Raw genomic sequence first — 19478 nt, 5'->3', positions numbered from 1 at the left:
TCAGCCTTTTTTCTTGCCTGGCGGCCATCCTGGCCTTGATCTGAGGCAAGAGTCTTCACGCTACGGGTATACACCTAAGCACGCTCACCCTGCCCGCAAAGCCGCACTGATATTGGCTTTAAGAAGTGCTCCCCCTCCTTTTTTGCCTGACGTTTGATCTGCTTACGATTTGCTTTTGGGATTACCTTGATAATATAAATGCAAATCATTATCATTAATTTCATTATTGATGCGCTACCTTTTATCAGGAGCAATGCATGCAGACACTCGCCCAACAGTCCCAACACGCTCTTACCCAACGCGACGAACTGGCCTCCTGGCGCAATTTGATCACACAGGGCAACCAGGCCTTTCAATCCCACAATTACACCGATGCCATCACGCACTATCAGCAAGCTCGTGCGTATGTGAAACCGCTGCTGTTTGGCTCTTGCGAAGGGGCCGACGCCACCATTGCCGCCTGGGTCATTGCCCATTTGAATCTGGCCGATGCCTGCGAGCAACTGGGTCAAAGTGACGAACAGGGTCTGCACCTGTGCACAGCTCATGAAACCTTGTGCTGCGCCGCTGCCAATACCCGTCTGGCAGACGACTGGCGCATGGCTGCCTGGCAACACAGCCGCCGCACTTATGCCGAACTGGCCCGCTATGCGCGACGCTACCCCCATCATGTCCCTACCTGCTCTGCCCTGTTCTTAGGGGCGGTCAGCCCGCAGGAACGCTCTTTTTCTCATTAGTTTCATTCTGTCCCCCAGGCGCCACCGGCCTGGGGTTTATCGAGGAGTGCGTCTTGTCTTACACCTTACCTGCCCTGCCTTATGCCTACCATGCTCTGGAGCCGCATATCGACACCCAGACCATGGAGATTCACTACAGCAAACATCATCAGACCTATATCAATAATCTGAATGCGGCACTGGAAGCGGCCAACTTGCCCTACCCGCCTATTGATGAGCTGGTAGCCGGGCTGGACACCTTGCCTGAATCCCTGCGCAATGTCGTGCGCAACAATGGTGGCGGTCATGCCAACCACAGCTTGTTCTGGACCGTCATGACGCCCGATGCCGATAGCACCCTTCCCAACGATCTGGCTTATGCCATAGACCGGGATCTGGGCGGTTTCGAGACATTCAAGGATGCCTTTACCAAAGCGGCGATCTCACGTTTTGGTAGTGGCTGGGCTTGGCTCAGTGTCACCCCGGAAAAGAAGCTGGTGGTAGAGAGCACCGGCAATCAGGACAGCCCGCTGATGCACGGCAACACGCCCATACTGGGCCTGGACGTGTGGGAACACGCCTACTACCTGAAGTATCAGAATCGTCGGCCTGAATACATTGCGGCCTTTTTCAATGTGATTAATTGGCCCGAAGTGCTGAGACGATACCTGAAAGCCGTTAAATAAAGCGGTTTTACGCCCCGTCAAACCCTGTCGCCTTACTCGGAGACAGGTAGCAACAAGCACTTTAGCTTGTTGCCTTTCCAAGCAACCCTCCAGTTTCGGAGGGTTTTGGCTTTAGGGGCACATCTCTACACAGTCCAGTATCCACGCCTGGGTTTGGCCCAATTGCGCTGTGCATCACCAAACGCTATGTTGATTGTTAGCGCCCTTACCACACACATTCCCAGGCCCCCACATGTTGAGTCTCTGCGATCGTATCCAATCCCTACGTTCCCTGTTTCACTTCGATGCGGTGCAGCTTCTGGGCTGTGCACCACAAAGCCGTACGCATCTGGAATTGCATTGCGAAGGCTATAACCTGAACTGTGCCTCTGCCTTGGGGACGGGCTTTCCGCAAATCTATCCACCCGGATTTACGGCGCAAGCCTCTCCCCACGATTTGCTACCCCCCTCCATTTCCGAGTGCTCGGACACCATGGACCCTCCTTTTCGCAGCACTGCTATCTATACCGATGCTCTGCTGCGTGGCGGTTTTCAGGATGGCATGACGGTAGAACTGCAGCGCGGGGATTCCTATCTGGGGATGATTCACTTTTCTTCCCAGCAGGCCGGCAGCTTTAATCGTCACGTCCGCACGCTGGCGCTGGGCGCAAAAATCCTGCTGGAAGAGGCCATGCAAAACATGGTCGCGCAAAACGGCATCGTCTTGCATTTGGTGCCACAGGCAGGCGGCCTGATCATGCGTGAAGACATGCTCTCCAATGCCTCCCAATTCAGCCCCGCACTGGCTAAAGCCTTGTCCTTCATGGGCCAGGAGACCTCAACCTTGCAAGCGTTCTGGTTGGAAGGCAAACGAAGCTATCGACTGCAAGCACAGCGTTTTCCCAAGGGGGATGTTCTGGTTCGACTGGTCCCCGCTCCCTTGCCCGCCGCGCTCAGTGCCAAGGAAATGCAAGTACTGGGCTGGCTGGTAACGGGCTATACCGACCGGGAAATTGCGGCCAGTCTGTTTTTAAGCGAACGCACTGTGCATTCGCATGTCACGTCCTTGCTGCGCAAGCTGGGCATTACCAGACGCACAGAAGCCGCTGTTAAAGCGGCTCTGAATCACTGGTATGTGCCGGATGCGCATGGTGCTATCCTGGCTGCCGTGCCCGGACTCTGCCATTAAACGACAAGGTCCGGAGTAGCGTTCAAACCATGAACATCACAGCGTATTAGCGTAGACCGCTCAACAAGCCTGCGGCTTCGTCCACGCAAGCACGTTCCGCATCCAGTAGCGTATCGCCGCCCATCCCGCCCAGAAAGTCCGCGTAAGGATCAGCCAGCGTACGTACACCGGTCAGCTCCTCGATGACAGCCTGACCGCAGAATGGCAAGTAATGCGGGCTGTACCCCCCTTCCTGCACAAAAGCGATACGACCTTCACACACTTCCTCGGCGCAGTCGATAATTTGACGTGCCATCTGACGGAAACCGGAAGCCGTCACCATCATGCGTGCCAGCGGGTCCATCATGCTGGCATCAAAACCCGAGCCCACGATAATCAGCTGCGGTTTATAGGCGCGCAGCGCAGGCAGTACCACTTTTTCCATGGCATAGAGGTAGGCGGCATTCCCACCGCCAGGAGGCAATGGGATATTCAGGTTGTAGCCCAAGCCTTCGCCCTCGCCGCGCTCAGTCGTGAAACCGCTATTGGCCGGGAAGCATAGATGCTGGTGCAGGGAAATGGTCAGAACCGAAGGGTCATTCCACCAGATATCCTGCGTACCATTACCGTGATGCACGTCCCAATCCAGAATCGCGACTCGATCCAGGCCCAGTTCTTCGCGAGCGTACGCCGCGGCCACCGAGGTGTTATTAAAAATGCAAAAACCCATCGCACCAGCACGGGGTGCGTGGTGGCCGGGTGGGTTTACCAGTGCGTAGCCATTACTGACTTCACGACTGACCACTTTCTTGACCATCTCAATGGCGCCACCGGCAGAAAGCATGGCAATTTCAAGGCCGCCATTACCCATGGTGGTGATGCCGTCGCCGGTGTCGCCGCCGGTTGGCAAGGCACTGACACGCTTCATGTTTTCCAGATGCTCTGCCGTATGCACACGCAAAATATCCTTGTCGCGTGCAGGTTTGGCCTGGATGCTGGTCAGATGATCAATTTGCCCGGAGGCGCATACCAGCTCGTGAAAGCGGCGCTTCGTATCGGGATGGGCCAAGTGGTGGCTGATCGGTTGTAAACGGGCCCCCAGATTGGCCGAGGCAAGACTGCCCGTCCCCGTATCTACCCAGCCGTAAAGAGTGTTCCAAATATATCCTGTTGCCATGTCGTCTCCTTTCTTTTGGTTTGTTTGGCAGAACCATAGTAGGGATCTGAACGGCGGAAAGAATCCGTAGGATTGCCGAATTTATGGGCTGATCAGGGAACACTCACGGCAAAAGAGGCAGAGGACGCTTGTTTTCCAAAGCGTTCTCTGCCTCTTTCTTAAAGCTGATTTACTTATAGATGGCGGCCACACCCAAGACCTAAACTAACTCGGCAACATTGATTACTTCTGCTCCACAAGCCTCAACCAATTCGGCATCGTAGCTAGCGAACAGCACAACACGGTCTTGTGACCAGATCTCGAATTGTTCAGCCAAAGCAGCACGAGCTTGCGTATCCAGGCCATTGCTAGGGCCATCGGCAAGAATCACAGCCGGGTCACCCAAAGCCGCCGCCGTCAGAAAAACCTTGCGGCGCGTGCCTGTCGACATCTGCTCGAAGCGCTTATCCAAGTGTGGCTCCAACCCTAATCGGTAGGCGAAATCCAGCGCATTATCATCCACGCGGGTGTTCTTTTCTGCGGCGATTTGCGCCAGCAGTTCACGGCCCGTCTGGGACGGAAACAGCATGCAGTTGTCGGGTACATAAGCCATACGAGCGCGGGCTTGTCGGGGTGTTTTCATTAGCGACTGCCCATCTATCCACACTTCCCCCGTGTCCGGCTCGAGCAAGCCTGCAATGATGTTCAGCAAGGTAGATTTGCCGGTACTGTCTTCTTCACAGAGCGCCACGCAGCCAGGCTTAAATGTATGAGTCAGCCCCTTGAAAACGGGGTAGTCGCCATAGTTTTTACTGAGATTGTCTATGCGTAGCATGCTGGAAATCACTGCCAAAGAAGCGCCTGGACAGATACAAGATGCTTTGCCGAGGCGAGATAAAAAAATAAGTTCGGGGCTGCCCCAAACAGGCGCCTTAGTATAGGTCTTTATTAACTGATGTTTGGGCTGCTTGCTGCGCCGTGACCATGCAGGGTTCAGCAGAAATAAAGCAAAAACCTTGTCGGGAACAATCTTGCCAGGCATTCATGCGCGGATCTACAGCCAAAGCCAAAGCCAAAGCCAAAGCCAAAGCCAAAGCCAAAGCCAAAGCCAAAGCCAAAGCCAAAGCCAAAGCCAAAGCCAAAGCCAAAGCCAAAGCCAAAGCCAAAGCCAAAGCCAAAAAAATAGCCTGAAACAAGACAAGCTTGTTCAGGCTATTTCTCCGCGTGGACTTGCTTATCCCAAGGCCGTATCCAGCAACATCATCAAGACAAAACCGATCATCAAACCGCCGGTTGCAAAGGTTTCATGTCCTTGCCGGTGCGATTCGGGAATGATCTCGTGGCTGATCACAAACAGCATGGCACCCGCTGCAAAGCCCAGACCAAAAGGCAGAAGCACCAGCGAGCTGCTGACGGCCACCGCACCCAGCACGGCCCCAACCGGCTCAACCAGACCACTGGCCATACCCAAAACTACCGAGAAGGTACGGCTATAACCAGCAGCCAACAAGGCCAGTGCCACCACCAAACCTTCAGGCACGTCCTGAATGGCAATACCCGTAGCCAACGCATTGGCACGCACCCCTTCATTGCCCACATAGCCCACGCCAATGGCCAGACCTTCCGGGAAGTTGTGCAGCGTAATGGCGATCACAAACAGCCAGGTACGGCGCAGCTTGGTGGACGTCGTACTGCCAGGACCTTCACGCCCTTTGATGAAGTGTTCGTGCGGCAGGATGCGATCAAGCAGCATCAAGGCTGCAGCCCCCAACAAGATGGACAGGCCCACGGCGGAGCCCGCGCCCCAGGCACCACCGCCAAACACTTGCTGGTTCTGTGCCGCTTCCAGGCCCGGCAGAACCAGCGAGAAAGCACAAGCGGCCAGCATCACCCCCGCCCCAAAGCCATACAGCGTATCTTGCGTACGCTGCGACATGGTTTGAGAAAACATGACGGGCACGGTGCCCAGTGCTGTGGCCAGTGCCGCGATGGAGCCGCCCACCAGGGCCTGCAAGACCACCGGGTGATCTTGTGCGTACAGCCAGAACTGATGACAGAGCGCCCAGACGCCCCCCATGGAGATGATGAGTCCAACCCACAGGCGCAGGTGTTGGCGCCAGTGAGGCGAGCTTCCCTTATTGGGTGAAAAGTAGTGGCTTGTTTTCGGTTTCATAGCCGTGCGCCCCCAGAAAATTACGCAATCCAGGTTTGCCTGATACAGACGCAAAGAGCCGTAAAACGGCTCTTGCAAAGGCATGGATGCTGTACAAACCATCATAGCGACTTCATCTTCGATTTAAAACATAAATATCGAAATGATAACAATTCTCATTAGTATTTCAACAAATAAGCCACAATCCATGAAATCAGCTTGGGGTTTGACAGCCATCCAGCCTGATATCTGCGCTTTGCATGGCGATGCAAAACCGAATGAATACTAGCTCAGGCAGTATGCAATTGATGCTTGATTGCCTCCAAAGCCTGGGCCTGTTCAGCCACAGCATTTTCCAATTGAATCAGCTCTTGCTGGAGCTGTTCCAGACTTTGCTCAGCCTGCTTCACGACTTGTTCCGCCAGCTCCTGGGCACTATTCATCACCCCATCACTCAAGCTCATGTACAGACGGTTGTAGTCGATCAACGGCGCTTGCCCTTCCCCCTGCTCCTGGAACACTTCATAGCCAATATGCGCAGGCAGATTCAGTGTCGGCACGTCTGGCTGCATCAACTGGAAATTCGCCAGGATAGTCTGGCTTAACTCCGCAAACGCCTCGCTCAAGTTCTGGCCAAGTTCGGTACGCACAGCGGCAACATCTTGCTGGGCGGCATGTTTTTCCAGTACTTCGGGCAATTGGGGCACCACTCGCCGCCAGGTGCCTTCTGTCAGAGCTTGCACGGCTCCTTGCAGTACCAGCGTTTGCTCTTCAATACGCTGACGCAATTGGGTAGCGGCCTGCTCCAGCGTTTGCGTCAAGGGACTCAGAATCACTTCTTCTATATGGTGCAATTGCAGCTCGGCAGGTTTACGCTGCTTGTATGCCAAGGCAGGCTTCAACAGGTTCTGCACCGCCAGATACAAGCGCTCGAAGCCCGCCTGCTCCAAGCCCTGCTCTTCATCCTGCTGACTGCGCGCCATATGCACGGACAGGGACAAGGCCGGTTTGAGCAAGTCACTGCCCAAGCCCCAATGGTTCAGGGCCTGCGCTGCCCGCGTCATCACGTCCTCTTCCTGCAACTGGCGGTTATCGGCCGTCTTGTTGCAAAGCACTTTGACAATCTCGTCGTCGATCTCATCTTCCTCGATGCGATCGCTGCGGGTAATCACCGGCAGCAAGGGCTTGTTGCGGCGCAATTCCACCAGCAAATCGCCCAACTCCTGTACTTGCCCCGGTGCGCTGGAACTGCTCAACCACAAGAGCGCATCCGTGCTTTCCAGAAACTGCTGTGTCAAAGCAGCGTTATGCGCATTGGCCGAGTGCAAGCCGGGGGTATCCAGCAACACCAGCTTCTCGCCCAGACACACCCCTTGCAAGGCAACCGTGGTTTCTGTTGCCCCTTCCTGGAAACCTTCAGGCATGGGCTGCATCTGCCCATCGGCCAGACGGAAGAAATCCACGCTATGACCCTGACGACGAAAGCGGTCCGCCAGGAAATTACACAAGGAGCTTTTACCGGCATTAAAGGAGCCAAACACCAGCAACATGATGCGATCGCGGAAACGATCCGCCAACTCCTGCGCCGGTGCCAATGCAGACCAGGAAGCCGCCCAGGCCTCTTTTTGTTCCTGCAGCTGCTGATTCAGTTGTCGAGCACTGTGCGCCAATGTCCCCTGCTCGGCCAAAGCCGTGCAGGACAAGGCTTGCGCCACGGTCGTCTGGCCCAAATCCGCCAGCCACTGCTCCATCTTGGCAATAGCGGGCTGCATATCCTGACTGGCAGGATTGAGCTGCGCAACCGCCTTGATAAACGTGCTTTCCACCGACATTACGCATGCTCCAATGTGGACAGACCTTCCAAAGCCTGACGCGTTTGCTCAAGCTGATTTTCAGTCGCCTCGATCTGCTTCTCCAAAGCAACACGGCCATCCGAGACTTCAAAATAATGGGTGAAATCCTGAACCAGCTTGTCGCGACCCGCCTGCTCGCAGAAAATACGACGCAGATCATCTCGGTACTTCACCGACACACCCATCACCGCAATCATGACGGTATCCATGCTGCGCACCGAGGTACGTTGAGCCGCTGGCAAGCCTACGGCACCGTATTCCACCAGATGCCCATTGATCGCAATACACGCACGCGAATAGGCAATCTGCAAACGGGCACGCTCTTGCTTGCCTGCCGTCATCTTGAAACCAAACTCGAAGGTATCCGGCACCAGGGAATGATCCACGCCGGGGGCATTGACCACCGGCTCCAGATCCTTCTCGATACCTTCCAGAATCGTGCGCAGACCGTCCACAAAATCAATGTGCTGCTGCTTTTGCGTCTGCTGCAGGCTATGCAGGCTTTGCTCTTGCGTTTGCTGCAAGGCGTTCAGTTCTTGCGTCAGTTCGGTCAGCAAGGCTTCACGCTCGAACTCGCGGGCTTGCGGCACACGTTTCAAGGCCGCTTCCAAAGAAGCCTGCAAAGCGGGAATTCCGCTTTTCTCCAGCATGCGCTGCTTGCCCCCATCACGGCCCTGGCGATAGCGGGTGCTGGACACGGGGTGCAGTGTCACACCGGCACACTGTTGCGCAATCGCGCCCAGCACTTTTTCATGCTGCTCGTCATCGGCCAACTGGTCAATCTGGCTGATGACCATCAGGTTCTGACGCTGCGAACGCTGATGGTCTGCGGCCAGCTCTTGCAGCAAATTGCTTTCCAGCGCGTCCAGCTCGCCCTCTTTGGCCGCGTGGACGAACAGACGAATATCCGCCTGCAAACCCATGGCTTCACGTGCCAGAGCATCGTCCTGCAAGGCCACGTCTGCGTACAGACCGGGCGCATCCAGCCAGCGCACCCCTTCATGCACATGCTCGGCCAATGCGACCGTTTCACGGCGATCAGCCACATTGAAAACATCACTGCCCATCAACTCATTGAGCAGACGACTTTTGCCGTGATTGTATTTACCGACTACGGTCACCGTTGGCGGCACGTTCAATTGCAAGAGAACGCGCAAACGATCCAGATCCCAGCGGCGCTGTGGCAACACGGCCAACACAGGCTCCAATACTTGATCAAGGGATAGTGCCAACTGATTCATAGTCTCTTCCTTTTGTTTCACTTATGTTTGGACCCAAGCAGGCGATAAGCCACCAAGCCAAACACCACGCCCCAAAATGCAGCGCCCAGTCCAAACAAGCTCATACCTGATGCGGTGGTTAAAAATGTGATGACAGACGGCTCGATATAGCCGCTTTCACTGACCATCACCCGCACATTGGCCACAATGGCCCCTATCAACGCCAGACCCGCCAGGGCTGCAATCAAGGAGGCGGGCAAAGCCGTAAACAAATACACAATCGAGCCGGCAAAGGTGCCGCCCAAGAGATAAAACACGCCATTGGCAATACCAGCCACATAGCGCTTGTCGGGATCAGGATGGGCATCCTTGCCCGTACACAAAGCGGCGGTAATGGACGACAGCACAATGGTGATGCCCCCAAAACAGGCCACCAACATCGAGGCCAAACCGGTGCCAGCCAACACGGGGCGCGATGGCGTGGGGTAACCCGCCAACTGCAAGACCGCCATGCCGGGCAGATACTGCCCCGTCAAACTGACCAGCACCAAGGGCAAGGTCAGGCTCAACAAGGTCGCGATATTGAATTCGGGGCTGACCCACACCGGACTGGCCAGCTCCAGCTGGAACGCTTCCATATGCACTTGCCCGCTGGCCATGGCCATCACAAATCCGGACAAGGCCACCAGCACAATCGCGTAACGCGGCAAAAAACGCTTGCCCAGCAAGTACACCGCCAACATCACCAATACGATGGCGGGCATGTCGCTGCTGGACTTGAACGCCGCCATACCGAACTGAAGCAAAATACCGGCCATCATGCCCGCAGCAATGCCCTTGGGGATGAAGGAAAGAATCTTTTCAAAACCGCCTGTCAGACCAATGACGACGATAATCAAGGCAGCGCTAAGATACGCCCCCACCACTTCAGGCATGGTGATGCCTGGAAACAGAGTCAGCAGCAAAGCCGTTCCCGGTGCGGACCAGGCTGTAATGATGGGCAGCTTCAAATACGCGCTCAGGAGCAAACCGCTCAAACCAGCGCCTATGGAAATCGCCCAAATCCAGGAGATCAACTCCGCGTCTGCAATTCGGCCCACTTGTGCGGCCTGAATAAAGATCAGCAAAGGACCGGCATAGGCGATCAACACCGACAAAAATCCGGCCACCCAGACCGACGCCGATCCACTTTTCAATCCCATCGTTTTGTCTCCCCAGTCTTTTTGTTTGAATTCTCAACTTTACTCGGTGCTCAGGCTGCGCTGGGATCGCAGCCTGAGTTTTTTACTGCTGCGTAACTTAAATAGCCGACGGGTGCGTCGCCAAGGGAGTCACGGAAATCTGCATGTAAGGGAACAAGGGCAAGGCGCTGAGCAGATTGTGCAGCTCTTCATTGCTCTCGACATCGAATACGCTGTAGTTGGCGTACTGACCCACCACGCGCCAGATATGCGGCCACTTGCCCGAGCGTTGCAGATCCTGCGAGTAGGCTTTTTCTTCAGCCTTGATACGGGCAGCCTCTTCGGCTGGCAGGGAGTCAGGGATATCAACAATCATGTGAACCAGATAAAGCATGGTGTTCCTTTCTAAAAACAAGCGCTCGGGCACTCAGGCCTGGGCTAAAAAATTCAATACGGCGCGCTCGAAGGCTTCGGGCGCTTCCAGATTGGACAGATGCGAGGCCGGTACGACCGCCACTTTGGAGCCAGGAATATTGGCTTGCATGGCCTGGGCATCGGCCACCGTGGTGACCGGGTCCCATTGGCCAGCGACCAGCAGGGTCGGTGCCGAAATACGGCTGATCTGATCACGCAGATCCGACTCGGCCAAGGCATCGCAGCAGGCGGCGTAACCCAGCGGGTCCAGCTTGGCCAAACTATCCTGCATCGCTTTTACCAGCTCCGGCGATTGCTGGATAAAGGCTTCACCAAACCAGCGCGAAGGCGCCGAATCCGCCAAAGTACGCATCTGAGCGGCGCCGCCTTGACGCAAGGCTTCGGCGCGTTCCTGCCAGGCTTGAGCGGTACCAATCTTGGCAGCGCTATTACACACGATCAGCGCATTCAAACGCTCCGGGGCATTCACCCCCAACCACAAGCCGGTATGACCGCCCATGGACAGACCACAAAACGCAGCCCGCTCAATATCCAGCGCATCCAGAATCGCCAGCACATCACGCCCCAAATCCTTGAAGCGGTATGGGCCAGGCGTGACCGGACTGCCGCCATGACCACGGGTGTCATAACGGATCAGACGATAGGACTGGGCGAAACCTGCCACCTGCGGGTCCCACATCTCTTGCGTGGTGCCCAGGGAGTTGCTCAGAATCAGGGCCGGGGCCAGCGGATCACCTTCCACGCTGACGCGGAACATGCCCCGCTCGGTATTCAAGGCGCTGGGGCTGACCGTCATTGGCCCTCTCCCTGCTTTGCCGCGGCAATGGGCAAACCAATCATTTCTTCCAGCGCTTCATGCGTCAAACCAGGCACCAGATCAATCAGCTGCAAACCTTCTGGCGTGCAAGCCAGGGTGGCCAAATCGGTATATACGCGCTTCACGCAAGCCAGGCCGGTCAAGGGGTAGCTGCATTGTTCAACCAGCTTGCTGACGCCTTGCTTGGTCAGCACGTCCATCATGACCCAGGTTTGCTTGGCACCAATGGCCAGATCCATGGCACCGCCTACGGCGGGAATCGCGCCGGGCTCACCCGTGCTCCAGTTGGCCAGATCGCCGGTTGCCGACACTTGGAAAGCGCCCAGCACACAAATATCCAGATGGCCGCCACGCATCATGCCAAAGCTGTCGGCATGATGGAAAAACGCGCCACCGGGCAGCAGCGTCACCGCTTGCTTGCCCGCATTGATCAAATCGTAATCTTCCTGCCCGGCGGCCGGTGCCGGGCCCATGCCCAGGATACCGTTCTCGCTATGCAGTACCACTTCCACACCAGCGGGCAAATGGTTGGCTACCAGAGTTGGCATGCCAATACCCAGATTCACATAGGCGCCGTCATGGATGTCCTGGGCGACGCGCTGCGCCAATTCGTCTTTACTGCGGCGCTGATAATTGAGCGTCATGCTGTCCCCCTTCATGCTCTGTCCGTTCATGCCTTGAACCCACCTGCTTCTGTGCGACTGCGTGGCACCACCACGACGCGACGCACATGAATGCCGGGCGTCACAATGGTTTCGGGGTCCAGTTGACCCAGTTCCGCCAGCTCAAACACACTGGCAATGGTGGTACGAGCTGCGGTCGCCATGACCGGACCAAAGTTGCGCGCCGCCATGCGGTAGGTCAAATTCCCCCAACGGTCCCCCCGCTCGGCCTTGATCAGGGCGACATCTCCATGAATGGGTTCTTCATAGACATGCCAGCGACCATTGATCAAACGTGTTTCCTTGCCCTTGGCCAGTTCTGTGCCATAGCCTGTCGGGCAGAAAAAGCCACCGATACCCGCACCGGCGGCGCGCAATCGTTCGGCCAGATTGCCTTGAGGCACCAACTCCAGCTCGATCTTGCCGCTGCGATACAAGTCATCAAATACCCAGGAATCAGCCTGACGGGGGAAGCTGCAAATAATTTTGCGAACCCGGCCTGTTTTAAGCAAAGCCGCCAGCCCCACATCGCCATTACCCGCATTGTTGTTGACGATAGTCAGGTCGCGAGCACCTTGCTCGATCAGACCGTCGATCAACTCTGTGGGTATGCCAGCCGTTCCAAAACCACCGACCAGAATCGTGGCGCCGTCCTGCACATCATGCAAAGCCTGTGCAACACTGCTTACCTGTTTATCGATCACTCCGTTCTCCGTATAAAGCACTGACGCTACGGATGGGCTCAGCCCTTACGTCAGGCACAGCAAAAACAAGTCAGCCCAGGGCCTGGTTTGACTTGGCAAACACAGGCCCTGGACTGAAGCAAGACTTAGGCAGCCAGACGTGGACGATTCACGATCTGGTTGTCCTTGCCATCGACCAAGGGGGTCAAGGAAATATCAAACACGATCTCTGCAAAAGGACCATCCAGGTTTTCGGCAGCGATGCGGGCAGGATCCGTGTGCTCGGTCAGCGGTGGCACCAGACCATCGCGAGTAGCGTAGGCGAAGTCGTCGTACACCAGCGGATCGCCGTCGATATTGATCTGCGTGGTCAGCTTGCGGTGGCCAGGAGCCGTCACAAAGAAGTGAATGTGCGCAGGACGGTTACCGTGGCGGCCCAGCTCGTTCAGCAGGCCTTGGGTAGGACCATCCGGAGGACAGCCGTAGCCCTTGGGCACAATGCTCTGGAACTTGTAGCGACCGTTTTCATCGGTAATGATGGTGCGGCGCATATTGAAGGGCTGTTGCTCGCCGGTGGGGTCAAAGTGCGAGTAAAAGCCTTTGGTATTGGCATGCCAGACTTCAACCTGAGCACCCGCAAGAGGCTTGCCGTCCGCACCAGCCACGACGCCGTGCATGATCAGGGTTTCGCCAGCGGTATCGGAACCGTCATCCAGGCGAACAAAACCTTGCGCCACAGGAGCGCCCGACACGTACAAAGGACCTTCAATGGTGCGTGGCGTACCGTTGTCCAGACCCAGTTCCTTGTCCATGGCGTCCATGCGCATGTCCAGGAAACGGTCAAAGCCCAGACCGGGAGAAAGCAAACCGGCTTCGCTGGCCGTACCCAGACGGTTCAGGTAAGCCACGGCTGCCCAGTACTCGTCGTTGGTGATTTCCAGATCTTCAATGGTCTTGAACAGATCGCTGATGATGCGGTACATGATCTGCTTGACGCGTGGATTGCCACCGGGCTGATCCAGGCCAGAGGCCAAACGCAGGAAGTCTTGTACATCGGGGGTGTCAAAAATTTTAACGCTCATTCTGTGTCTCCTAATATCCTGAAAAAAGTGTTCCAAGCAAAGCCGCTACGACTGGCTTCTTATTGCGCCTAGGCAGCCGAGCCAACACTGACTTGTGTCCTGTCGCGGCGGAAATACTGGACACGATCCTCGTCCAGTACGATACCCAAACCCGGCCCTTGAGGTATCTGTAATTCAAAATTGCTGTAATTCAGTGGCTCTGCCAGGATTTCCTCGGTCAAGAGCAAGGGCCCGAACAGTTCCGTGCCCCACTGCAATTGGTTCACTGTGGCAAACACATGGGCTGCGGCAATCGTGCCGATCGCGCCTTCCAGCATGGTGCCACCATACAACTCAATACCGGCGGCTTCGGCAATCGCTGCTACTTGCAAACCTGCACGCAAACCACCGGACTGTTCAATCTTGATCGCGAACACGTCGGCGGCGCCATCACGGGCCAGCGCAAACGCAGAGGCCGGGCCGGTCAGGGATTCATCGGCCATCAAGGCAATCGGGAAACGACCTTTCAGATCGGCCAGAGCATCAGCACGACGCACTGGCTGCTCCACCAGCGAGCACCCGGCATCGACAAGGCCAGCCATACCATACTGAGCCTGCAAGGGGCTCCAGGCCATGTTCACATCTACGCGAACATCGGCGCGATCACCCATCGCTTTCTTGATAGTCGCTACATGCGCCACATCGTCCTTTACCGGGCGGCGACCAATCTTGAGTTTGAAAATACGGTGACGAGCCTGCGCCAGCATGCGCTCGGCTTCATCAATATCCTTGGCGGTGTCACCCGAGGCCAGTGTCCAGGCAACAGGCAGGCTGTCGCGCATGCGGCCACCCAGCAGGTGCGAAACCGGCAGACCGGTGCGCTTGCCCAGGGCATCAAACAGCGCGGTTTCTACCGCACTCTTGGCAAAACGGTTATCCTGAATCGCCGTGTTCAAGCGAGCCATCAAAGCCGGCACGGCGCTGGCATTGGCGCCCAGCAGCAAGGGAGTGAAGTAGGTGTCGATGGCCAGCTTCATACCTTCGGGCGACTCGGCACCGTAGGCCAGACCACCAATGGTCGTGCCCTCGCCTACACCCACCGTACCGTCCGAACAGTACAAGCGCACCAGCATCAAAGTCTGGCCTTGCATGGTCGTCATCGCCAATTGATGAGGACGGATCGTAGGCAGATCCAGCAGCAAAGTCTCCACCCTTTCGATCAGGGCTGGAGCTGCTAATAGTTGAGAAGATCGCGTGTGTTCCATGCCTTGATTGAACACGAAGCAGGCCCGTTATTTCCAAGACTAAATAGGTCTAGTTCTATACCTTTAGAGTATAGTTTCTGATATAAATATTAAAAATCAAGAAACTAAACACCATCAATTCAGCCTAGGTATGGTTTTCCCTTATGGATCTACGTCAGCTAAAATATTTTGTGGCCGTTGCCGAAACCCGCAACTTCACACGGGCTTCGGAGCGCCTGCACATGGCCCAGCCCCCGCTTAGCCGACAGATCCAATTGCTGGAAGAGGAGCTGGGCGTCACACTGCTGCTGCGCAATAACCGCCCCTTGCGGCTGACCGAAGCCGGACGGGTATTTTATGAGCAGGCCTTGCAGATCTTGAGCCGGGTCGATCAACTGGTGCATACGACACGGCAAATCGGACTGCACCAACGACAAACTCTGTCGATAGGCTTTGTGGCTTCTACCCTGTACGGCGGCCTGCCCGCTTTGATGCGCAAGCTGCGCCATCAGTATCCAGAAGTGGATATGCAAACGGTAGAGCTCACCTCCATGCAGCAGCTGGAAGCCTTGAAGTCAGGACGGATTGATGTGGGTTTTGGGCGAATACGACTGAATGATGCGTCCGTACAAAGAACGGTGTTGCGGGAAGAACAACTGGCCCTGGCCATTCCCCCCAGCTCGGATCTGGCCGATTCAGACAAGCCTTTGAGCCTGAAAAAAGTGCAAGGCCAGAAGCTGATTGTGTATCCCAAAGAACCCAGACCCAGCTTCGCGGACCATGTTCTGCACCTGCTGCACGATCACAGCGTGCGCCCGGCCGAAGTTTATGAGGCCGGGGAAATTCAAGCGGCCTTGGGATTGGTGGCTGCCGATTCTGGATTGTGCTTGATCCCAACCTCGGCTCGTCTGCGCAACGATCTGCACTACCGCTTGATCGAAGAACCGCAGGCGACTTCACCGATTATCTTGACGCACAGGATGAACGATCAGGCTTGGTATATCGAGGCGATCAAGGGTTTGGTCGCTGAAATGTAAGGTCTGACTGTCGTCACTAACACCCCCCTTCCTCTTTGTTCCCGGATTGACTCACTTCTGAAGCCACTCTAATATCATTAACACGTTAACTAAAATTAGAGACAAGCATGCAACAGGTCACGATTCAGCAGGCTGGAAAAGACCCGATCAGCGCAACCTTATGGCCAGCTCCTGATGCCAAAGCGTCCATCATCATTCACCCCGCCACCGGCGTTCCACAGGATTTCTATCGTCCTTTTGCAGAACATCTGAACAGCCTGGGATTCATTGTTCTGAGCTACGACTACCGGGGTATCGGCCGATCTCGTCAGAAGGATATACGCCAATGCGATGTTTCCATGTCCCACTGGATGCTGGAGGATGCGGTTTACGTCACAGACTGGGTCGCCCATCGTTTTAACGGCTTGCCCATGTTGGCTATCGGTCATAGCGTTGGCGGCCATGCAATTGCTATCTCCCCAGCGACTCGCTCCGTGAAAGCTGCCGTGATGATTGCGTCACATGCGGGGGTTACCGCTTTAATTGAAAAGCCCATGGAGCGCTTTCGGGTGGGGCTGATCATGCGGGTACTTACTCCCGTACTGTGCAGCCTTTACGGCTATATGCCGACCCGGCGTTTGGGCTTTGGCGAGGACCTTCCACGTGGCGTCATGCAGCAATGGAGCCGCTGGACGCAAAAGCCTCATTATTTTTATGACGATCCACAGCTGGATGCCAAAAAACGCGCTAGCCAGGTCGATATTCCCTTGCTGGTTCTGGGTTTTGATGATGACCCCTGGGCCAATCCGCGAGCTATTTCCAGGCTGTTGGAACCACTAGGCAAGGCCCGTATAGAAAGGCATCAAATAGAGCACAAGCAGCTGGGTTTGGCGCATATTGGTCACATGGGCTTCTTTCGTAAACGCAACGCAGAGGCACTTTGGCCTATAGTGGTCGACTGGCTGATCGCACAAAGCGAATCCGGCCCTGCATCGAATTCCTGACGTCTAACCGATATCTATCCAGCCATCGCCACAATGAGCCAGAAATCACAGCCACGTTTTGTCTTTTTGTTGAACCATGCCCACAAGGCTTTGCAGCGCTGGATTCAGAAGCAGCCCTCGGCATGGACAGATATCAGCGCGGCCCAAGTTGGCATGCTGTTCCTGATTCGCTCTCAAGGCTCGGTCACGGTGGGAGAAGCAGCCAGCGCCTTGCAAGTCGCACCGGCTGCGATTACCGGACTGTCCAAACGCATGCAGGCAGCAGGCCTGATTCAACGCCTGACGGACGATGTGGATACACGCAAGATTTGCCTGACGCTGACTCCGACTGGTGAGGAAGCCAGCATCAAGGCCAAATCAACCTTGCAGGACTTGAATCAGCAGTTGTCGGATGGCTTTACCAAAGATGAATTGAAAGTGGTCGCACGTTGGTTGAGTCAGGTGGTGAGTCTGGATCATCCTGCTGATAAAGATATCGCTCAGAAGGACGAGCAGCCTGCCTGATCGAAGATTGCGGCCCGCAACGACGCGGATTGAACACAAGACATCGTTGTGGGCCTCAGTAGCAGGATGATCGCGCTTAACCCTCCACCTCCTCAAAACGCGCCGCCGCGTTCATCACCGCCATCACACTGGCCGTAATGATATTCGCGTGCTTGCCCACACCAAATTTCGAGCCAGGCACACCGGGCATGACCGCTTCCACAATCGCCATCGCGCAAGCGTCCGCTCCTGAACCCAGGCTGCGTTCCTCGTAACTATCGATGCGCAAAGGCAGGTTCAAGGCCGCCACCGTCGCCGCAATCGGCCCATTGCCCGTTCCGGTATAGGTTTCAGTCTCGCCATTGGCATTGACGCATTGCAGCTCTATGCCCTGCTGCCCTTGTGCCTCATCGAACAGGCGATGTGCTCGGTAGCTGTTGTTCCCCTGGCGCTGATTGGCTTGCAGATAGGTGGTCTCAAACAGTTCCCAAATCTGCTGGCTGTTCAGCTCCGTTTCGCTGGAATCGGCAATCTGCTGAACAATGGCACTGAACTCCACCTGCATGCGGCGCGGCATCACAATGCCGTAGTCGCGTTGCAGCAGAAAAGCGATGCCTCCTTTGCCGGACTGGCTGTTGACACGCACGATACTGTCGTAGGTGCGGCCCAAATCCTTGGGGTCGACTGGCAGATAAGGTACACGCCAGGGGGCATCTTCTTTCTGCACCGCAAAGCCCTTGGCAATCGCGTCCTGATGGGAACCGGAAAAGGCGGTAAAGACCAGATCGCCCACATACGGGTGACGTGGGTGAATGGGCAAGGACGTGGCCTCTTCCGCGATACGCGCTACTGCCGAGATGTCAGAGAAATCCAGATTCGGAGAGATACCCTGGGTATACAGATTCAGGGCCAAGGTCACCACATCCAGATTGCCACTGCGCTCGCCATTGCCAAACAGACACCCCTCGACACGCTGTGCGCCGGCCAGCATGGCTTGTTCAGCGCAAGCAACGCCCGTTCCGCGATCATTATGCGGGTGTACCGACAGAACGATATGTTCGCGCCTATTCAAATGGCGATCCATCCATTCAATCTGATCAGCAAAGACGTTCGCTGTCGTCACTTCCACCGTGGTGGGCAGATTGATAATCATGGGCCGCACTGGGCCCGCGTCCCAGGCATCAATAGCCGCATTGCAGACAGCCAGCGACACCTCCAGCTCTGCCATGCAGAACGTTTCAGGTGAGTACTGCAGCACCCACTCCGTTTCCGGGTGCTTGGCCGTCAGGCGCTTGAACACCCCCACATGGTGACGCACCATCTCGATGATTTGCGGCACCTCCATCTTGAAGACGATTTCCCGGAAAGCAGGAGCAATCGCATTGTAGAAATGCACAATCACACGACGCGCGCCCGCCACGCTGCGTACCGTGGTTTCGATCAGATCCTCACGCAGTTGGGTAATGACCATAGGCGTGACGTCGTTCGGGATCATGCCTTCGTCAATCAGTTGCCGGACGATATCAAAATCGGTTTGCGAGGCAGAGGGAAAACCCACCTCGATTTCCTTGAAACCAATGCGGACCAGCTCCTGAAACAGGCGCAATTTGCGGTCGCGATTCATGGGTTCAAACAGGGCCTGGTTGCCGTCGCGCAAATCGGTAGACAGCCACACGGGCGCTTGGCTCAGGGTGCGCTGCGGCCACTGGCGATCGGGCAGATTGACGACAGGAAAGGGACGGTATTTGTGGGAAGGATCAGTCAGCATGGGAACCTCGAATATAGGGAATGACATACCTGGCTTCCCTACTCCATGGAGCTGGCTACAGTCGGGGTCTGGGGAAACCAGGATAGGACCATTCGCACACACAGGCGTACGGACCCCGACCGGATGTCAGGGCTAGTAGGCCTAGCGATAGCAAGTGCAAATGAGTCACGACAGGTTCAATCCCAAAGTGCTTG

At 55.9% G+C, this 19478-nt stretch carries 20 protein-coding genes; 7 read left to right on the top strand and 13 right to left on the bottom strand.

The genetic code is table 11. The features are described 5' to 3' along the window. The first annotated feature begins 257 nt into the window (after positions 1-257). The 3 genes from NBV64_RS08815 (at position 258) to NBV64_RS08805 (ending at position 2570) form a co-directional block, all read left to right on the top strand. The gene (locus tag NBV64_RS08815) at positions 258-737 is read left to right on the top strand and encodes a DUF2753 family protein (RefSeq protein ID WP_021446677.1); all 480 of its coding nucleotides are present in this window, start codon (positions 258-260) and stop codon (positions 735-737) included. 53 nt (positions 738-790) lie between these two features. Further along, positions 791-1402 (top strand): superoxide dismutase, encoded by a 612-nt coding sequence (locus NBV64_RS08810; RefSeq protein ID WP_250757114.1) that lies wholly within the window; start codon positions 791-793, stop codon positions 1400-1402. Positions 1403-1634: 232 nt separating this feature from the next. Further along, entirely contained in the window at positions 1635-2570 is a 936-nt protein-coding gene (locus NBV64_RS08805) for a helix-turn-helix domain-containing protein (protein ID WP_035267935.1), read from the top strand. 46 nt (positions 2571-2616) lie between these two features. Here the strand turns inward: NBV64_RS08805 and NBV64_RS08800 are convergent, their stop codons facing one another. Together NBV64_RS08800 and NBV64_RS08795 are read right to left on the bottom strand one after the other, a co-directional pair. Next, entirely contained in the window at positions 2617-3726 is a 1110-nt protein-coding gene (locus tag NBV64_RS08800; protein WP_009454546.1) for a histone deacetylase-like amidohydrolase, read from the bottom strand. 199 nt (positions 3727-3925) lie between these two features. Continuing rightward, positions 3926-4540, bottom strand: a complete 615-nt coding sequence (locus NBV64_RS08795; RefSeq protein ID WP_060186075.1) for an ATP-binding cassette domain-containing protein — start codon at positions 4538-4540, stop codon at positions 3926-3928. Positions 4541-4749: 209 nt separating this feature from the next. Here NBV64_RS08795 and NBV64_RS08790 point away from each other — a divergent pair, with 209 nt between their 5' ends. Further along, on the top strand, positions 4750-4896 hold the full coding sequence (locus NBV64_RS08790) for a hypothetical protein (RefSeq protein WP_250757113.1): 147 nt from the start codon (positions 4750-4752) through the stop codon (positions 4894-4896). Between the two features lie 43 nt (positions 4897-4939). Here the strand turns inward: NBV64_RS08790 and NBV64_RS08785 are convergent, their stop codons facing one another. From NBV64_RS08785 to NBV64_RS08740, 10 genes are all read right to left on the bottom strand, one after another. Continuing rightward, positions 4940-5878 carry a ZIP family metal transporter gene (locus tag NBV64_RS08785; protein ID WP_060186076.1) on the bottom strand — a complete coding sequence of 313 codons (939 nt, stop codon included), beginning with the start codon at positions 5876-5878 and terminating at the stop codon, positions 4940-4942. 269 nt (positions 5879-6147) lie between these two features. After that, positions 6148-7689: a GTPase gene (locus NBV64_RS08780; RefSeq protein ID WP_250757112.1), complete on the bottom strand. Its 1542-nt coding sequence runs from the start codon at positions 7687-7689 to the stop codon at positions 6148-6150. Next, positions 7689-8951: a GTPase gene (locus tag NBV64_RS08775; RefSeq protein ID WP_250757111.1), complete on the bottom strand. Its 1263-nt coding sequence runs from the start codon at positions 8949-8951 to the stop codon at positions 7689-7691. The genes NBV64_RS08780 and NBV64_RS08775 overlap by 1 nt, the downstream gene beginning before the upstream one ends. Before the next feature lie 17 nt (positions 8952-8968). Further along, positions 8969-10132: a benzoate/H(+) symporter BenE family transporter gene (locus NBV64_RS08770; RefSeq protein ID WP_060185891.1), complete on the bottom strand. Its 1164-nt coding sequence runs from the start codon at positions 10130-10132 to the stop codon at positions 8969-8971. Positions 10133-10229: 97 nt separating this feature from the next. Next, entirely contained in the window at positions 10230-10505 is a 276-nt protein-coding gene (gene catC / locus NBV64_RS08765; protein ID WP_009454559.1) for a muconolactone Delta-isomerase, read from the bottom strand. A 33-nt stretch (positions 10506-10538) separates the two neighbouring features. Next, the gene (pcaD, locus tag NBV64_RS08760) at positions 10539-11342 is read right to left on the bottom strand and encodes a 3-oxoadipate enol-lactonase (RefSeq protein WP_009454561.1); all 804 of its coding nucleotides are present in this window, start codon (positions 11340-11342) and stop codon (positions 10539-10541) included. Further along, positions 11339-12037 (bottom strand): 3-oxoacid CoA-transferase subunit B, encoded by a 699-nt coding sequence (locus tag NBV64_RS08755; protein WP_009454563.1) that lies wholly within the window; start codon positions 12035-12037, stop codon positions 11339-11341. Before NBV64_RS08755 ends, pcaD begins: the two co-directional genes overlap by 4 nt. Continuing rightward, positions 12034-12729 carry a 3-oxoacid CoA-transferase subunit A gene (locus NBV64_RS08750; RefSeq protein ID WP_009454565.1) on the bottom strand — a complete coding sequence of 232 codons (696 nt, stop codon included), beginning with the start codon at positions 12727-12729 and terminating at the stop codon, positions 12034-12036. Before NBV64_RS08750 ends, NBV64_RS08755 begins: the two co-directional genes overlap by 4 nt. 125 nt (positions 12730-12854) lie before the next feature. Further along, complete coding sequence (catA, locus tag NBV64_RS08745) at positions 12855-13790, bottom strand: catechol 1,2-dioxygenase (protein WP_250757110.1); 936 nt, start codon at positions 13788-13790, stop codon at positions 12855-12857. 68 nt (positions 13791-13858) lie between these two features. Further along, complete coding sequence (locus NBV64_RS08740; protein WP_250757109.1) at positions 13859-15034, bottom strand: muconate/chloromuconate family cycloisomerase; 1176 nt, start codon at positions 15032-15034, stop codon at positions 13859-13861. 143 nt (positions 15035-15177) lie between these two features. On the opposite strand from NBV64_RS08740, the gene NBV64_RS08735 reads away from it, so the two are divergent. From NBV64_RS08735 to NBV64_RS08725, 3 genes are all read left to right on the top strand, one after another. After that, positions 15178-16050 (top strand): LysR family transcriptional regulator, encoded by an 873-nt coding sequence (locus tag NBV64_RS08735; RefSeq protein ID WP_009454570.1) that lies wholly within the window; start codon positions 15178-15180, stop codon positions 16048-16050. Positions 16051-16157: 107 nt separating this feature from the next. Then, positions 16158-17033, top strand: a complete 876-nt coding sequence (locus NBV64_RS08730; protein ID WP_009454572.1) for an alpha/beta hydrolase family protein — start codon at positions 16158-16160, stop codon at positions 17031-17033. 33 nt (positions 17034-17066) lie between these two features. Then, complete coding sequence (locus NBV64_RS08725; RefSeq protein ID WP_250757108.1) at positions 17067-17537, top strand: MarR family winged helix-turn-helix transcriptional regulator; 471 nt, start codon at positions 17067-17069, stop codon at positions 17535-17537. Between the two features lie 76 nt (positions 17538-17613). Here NBV64_RS08725 and NBV64_RS08720 read toward each other — a convergent pair whose 3' ends face one another. Next, on the bottom strand, positions 17614-19284 hold the full coding sequence (locus NBV64_RS08720) for a 2-isopropylmalate synthase (RefSeq protein ID WP_250757226.1): 1671 nt from the start codon (positions 19282-19284) through the stop codon (positions 17614-17616). Between the last annotated feature and the right edge of the window lie 194 nt (positions 19285-19478).

Origin of the sequence: Alcaligenes sp. DN25, assembly GCF_023674485.1 — a bacterium.
GTDB classification, from domain to species: Bacteria; Pseudomonadota; Gammaproteobacteria; order Burkholderiales; family Burkholderiaceae_B; genus Alcaligenes; species Alcaligenes phenolicus.
The sequence above is the reverse complement of the archived record's forward strand: the minus strand, read 5'-3'. Positions and strand labels throughout refer to the sequence as shown.

What these genes read in the sequence shown, in the direction of transcription:
- NBV64_RS08815 (WP_021446677.1), top strand. Translation starts at nt 258, where the DNA reads ATGCAGACACTCGCCCAACAGTCCCAACACGCTCTTACCCAACGCGAC.
- NBV64_RS08805 (WP_035267935.1), top strand. Translation starts at nt 1,635, where the DNA reads ATGTTGAGTCTCTGCGATCGTATCCAATCCCTACGTTCCCTGTTTCAC.
- NBV64_RS08800 (WP_009454546.1), bottom strand. Translation starts at nt 3,726, where the DNA reads ATGGCAACAGGATATATTTGGAACACTCTTTACGGCTGGGTAGATACG.
- NBV64_RS08795 (WP_060186075.1), bottom strand. Translation starts at nt 4,540, where the DNA reads ATGCTACGCATAGACAATCTCAGTAAAAACTATGGCGACTACCCCGTT.
- NBV64_RS08790 (WP_250757113.1), top strand. Translation starts at nt 4,750, where the DNA reads ATGCGCGGATCTACAGCCAAAGCCAAAGCCAAAGCCAAAGCCAAAGCC.
- NBV64_RS08785 (WP_060186076.1), bottom strand. Translation starts at nt 5,878, where the DNA reads ATGAAACCGAAAACAAGCCACTACTTTTCACCCAATAAGGGAAGCTCG.
- NBV64_RS08780 (WP_250757112.1), bottom strand. Translation starts at nt 7,689, where the DNA reads ATGTCGGTGGAAAGCACGTTTATCAAGGCGGTTGCGCAGCTCAATCCT.
- NBV64_RS08775 (WP_250757111.1), bottom strand. Translation starts at nt 8,951, where the DNA reads ATGAATCAGTTGGCACTATCCCTTGATCAAGTATTGGAGCCTGTGTTG.
- NBV64_RS08770 (WP_060185891.1), bottom strand. Translation starts at nt 10,132, where the DNA reads ATGGGATTGAAAAGTGGATCGGCGTCGGTCTGGGTGGCCGGATTTTTG.
- catC (WP_009454559.1), bottom strand. Translation starts at nt 10,505, where the DNA reads ATGCTTTATCTGGTTCACATGATTGTTGATATCCCTGACTCCCTGCCA.
- pcaD (WP_009454561.1), bottom strand. Translation starts at nt 11,342, where the DNA reads ATGACGGTCAGCCCCAGCGCCTTGAATACCGAGCGGGGCATGTTCCGC.
- NBV64_RS08755 (WP_009454563.1), bottom strand. Translation starts at nt 12,037, where the DNA reads ATGAACGGACAGAGCATGAAGGGGGACAGCATGACGCTCAATTATCAG.
- catA (WP_250757110.1), bottom strand. Translation starts at nt 13,790, where the DNA reads ATGAGCGTTAAAATTTTTGACACCCCCGATGTACAAGACTTCCTGCGT.
- NBV64_RS08740 (WP_250757109.1), bottom strand. Translation starts at nt 15,034, where the DNA reads ATGGAACACACGCGATCTTCTCAACTATTAGCAGCTCCAGCCCTGATC.
- NBV64_RS08735 (WP_009454570.1), top strand. Translation starts at nt 15,178, where the DNA reads ATGGATCTACGTCAGCTAAAATATTTTGTGGCCGTTGCCGAAACCCGC.
- NBV64_RS08730 (WP_009454572.1), top strand. Translation starts at nt 16,158, where the DNA reads ATGCAACAGGTCACGATTCAGCAGGCTGGAAAAGACCCGATCAGCGCA.
- NBV64_RS08725 (WP_250757108.1), top strand. Translation starts at nt 17,067, where the DNA reads ATGAGCCAGAAATCACAGCCACGTTTTGTCTTTTTGTTGAACCATGCC.
- NBV64_RS08720 (WP_250757226.1), bottom strand. Translation starts at nt 19,284, where the DNA reads ATGCTGACTGATCCTTCCCACAAATACCGTCCCTTTCCTGTCGTCAAT.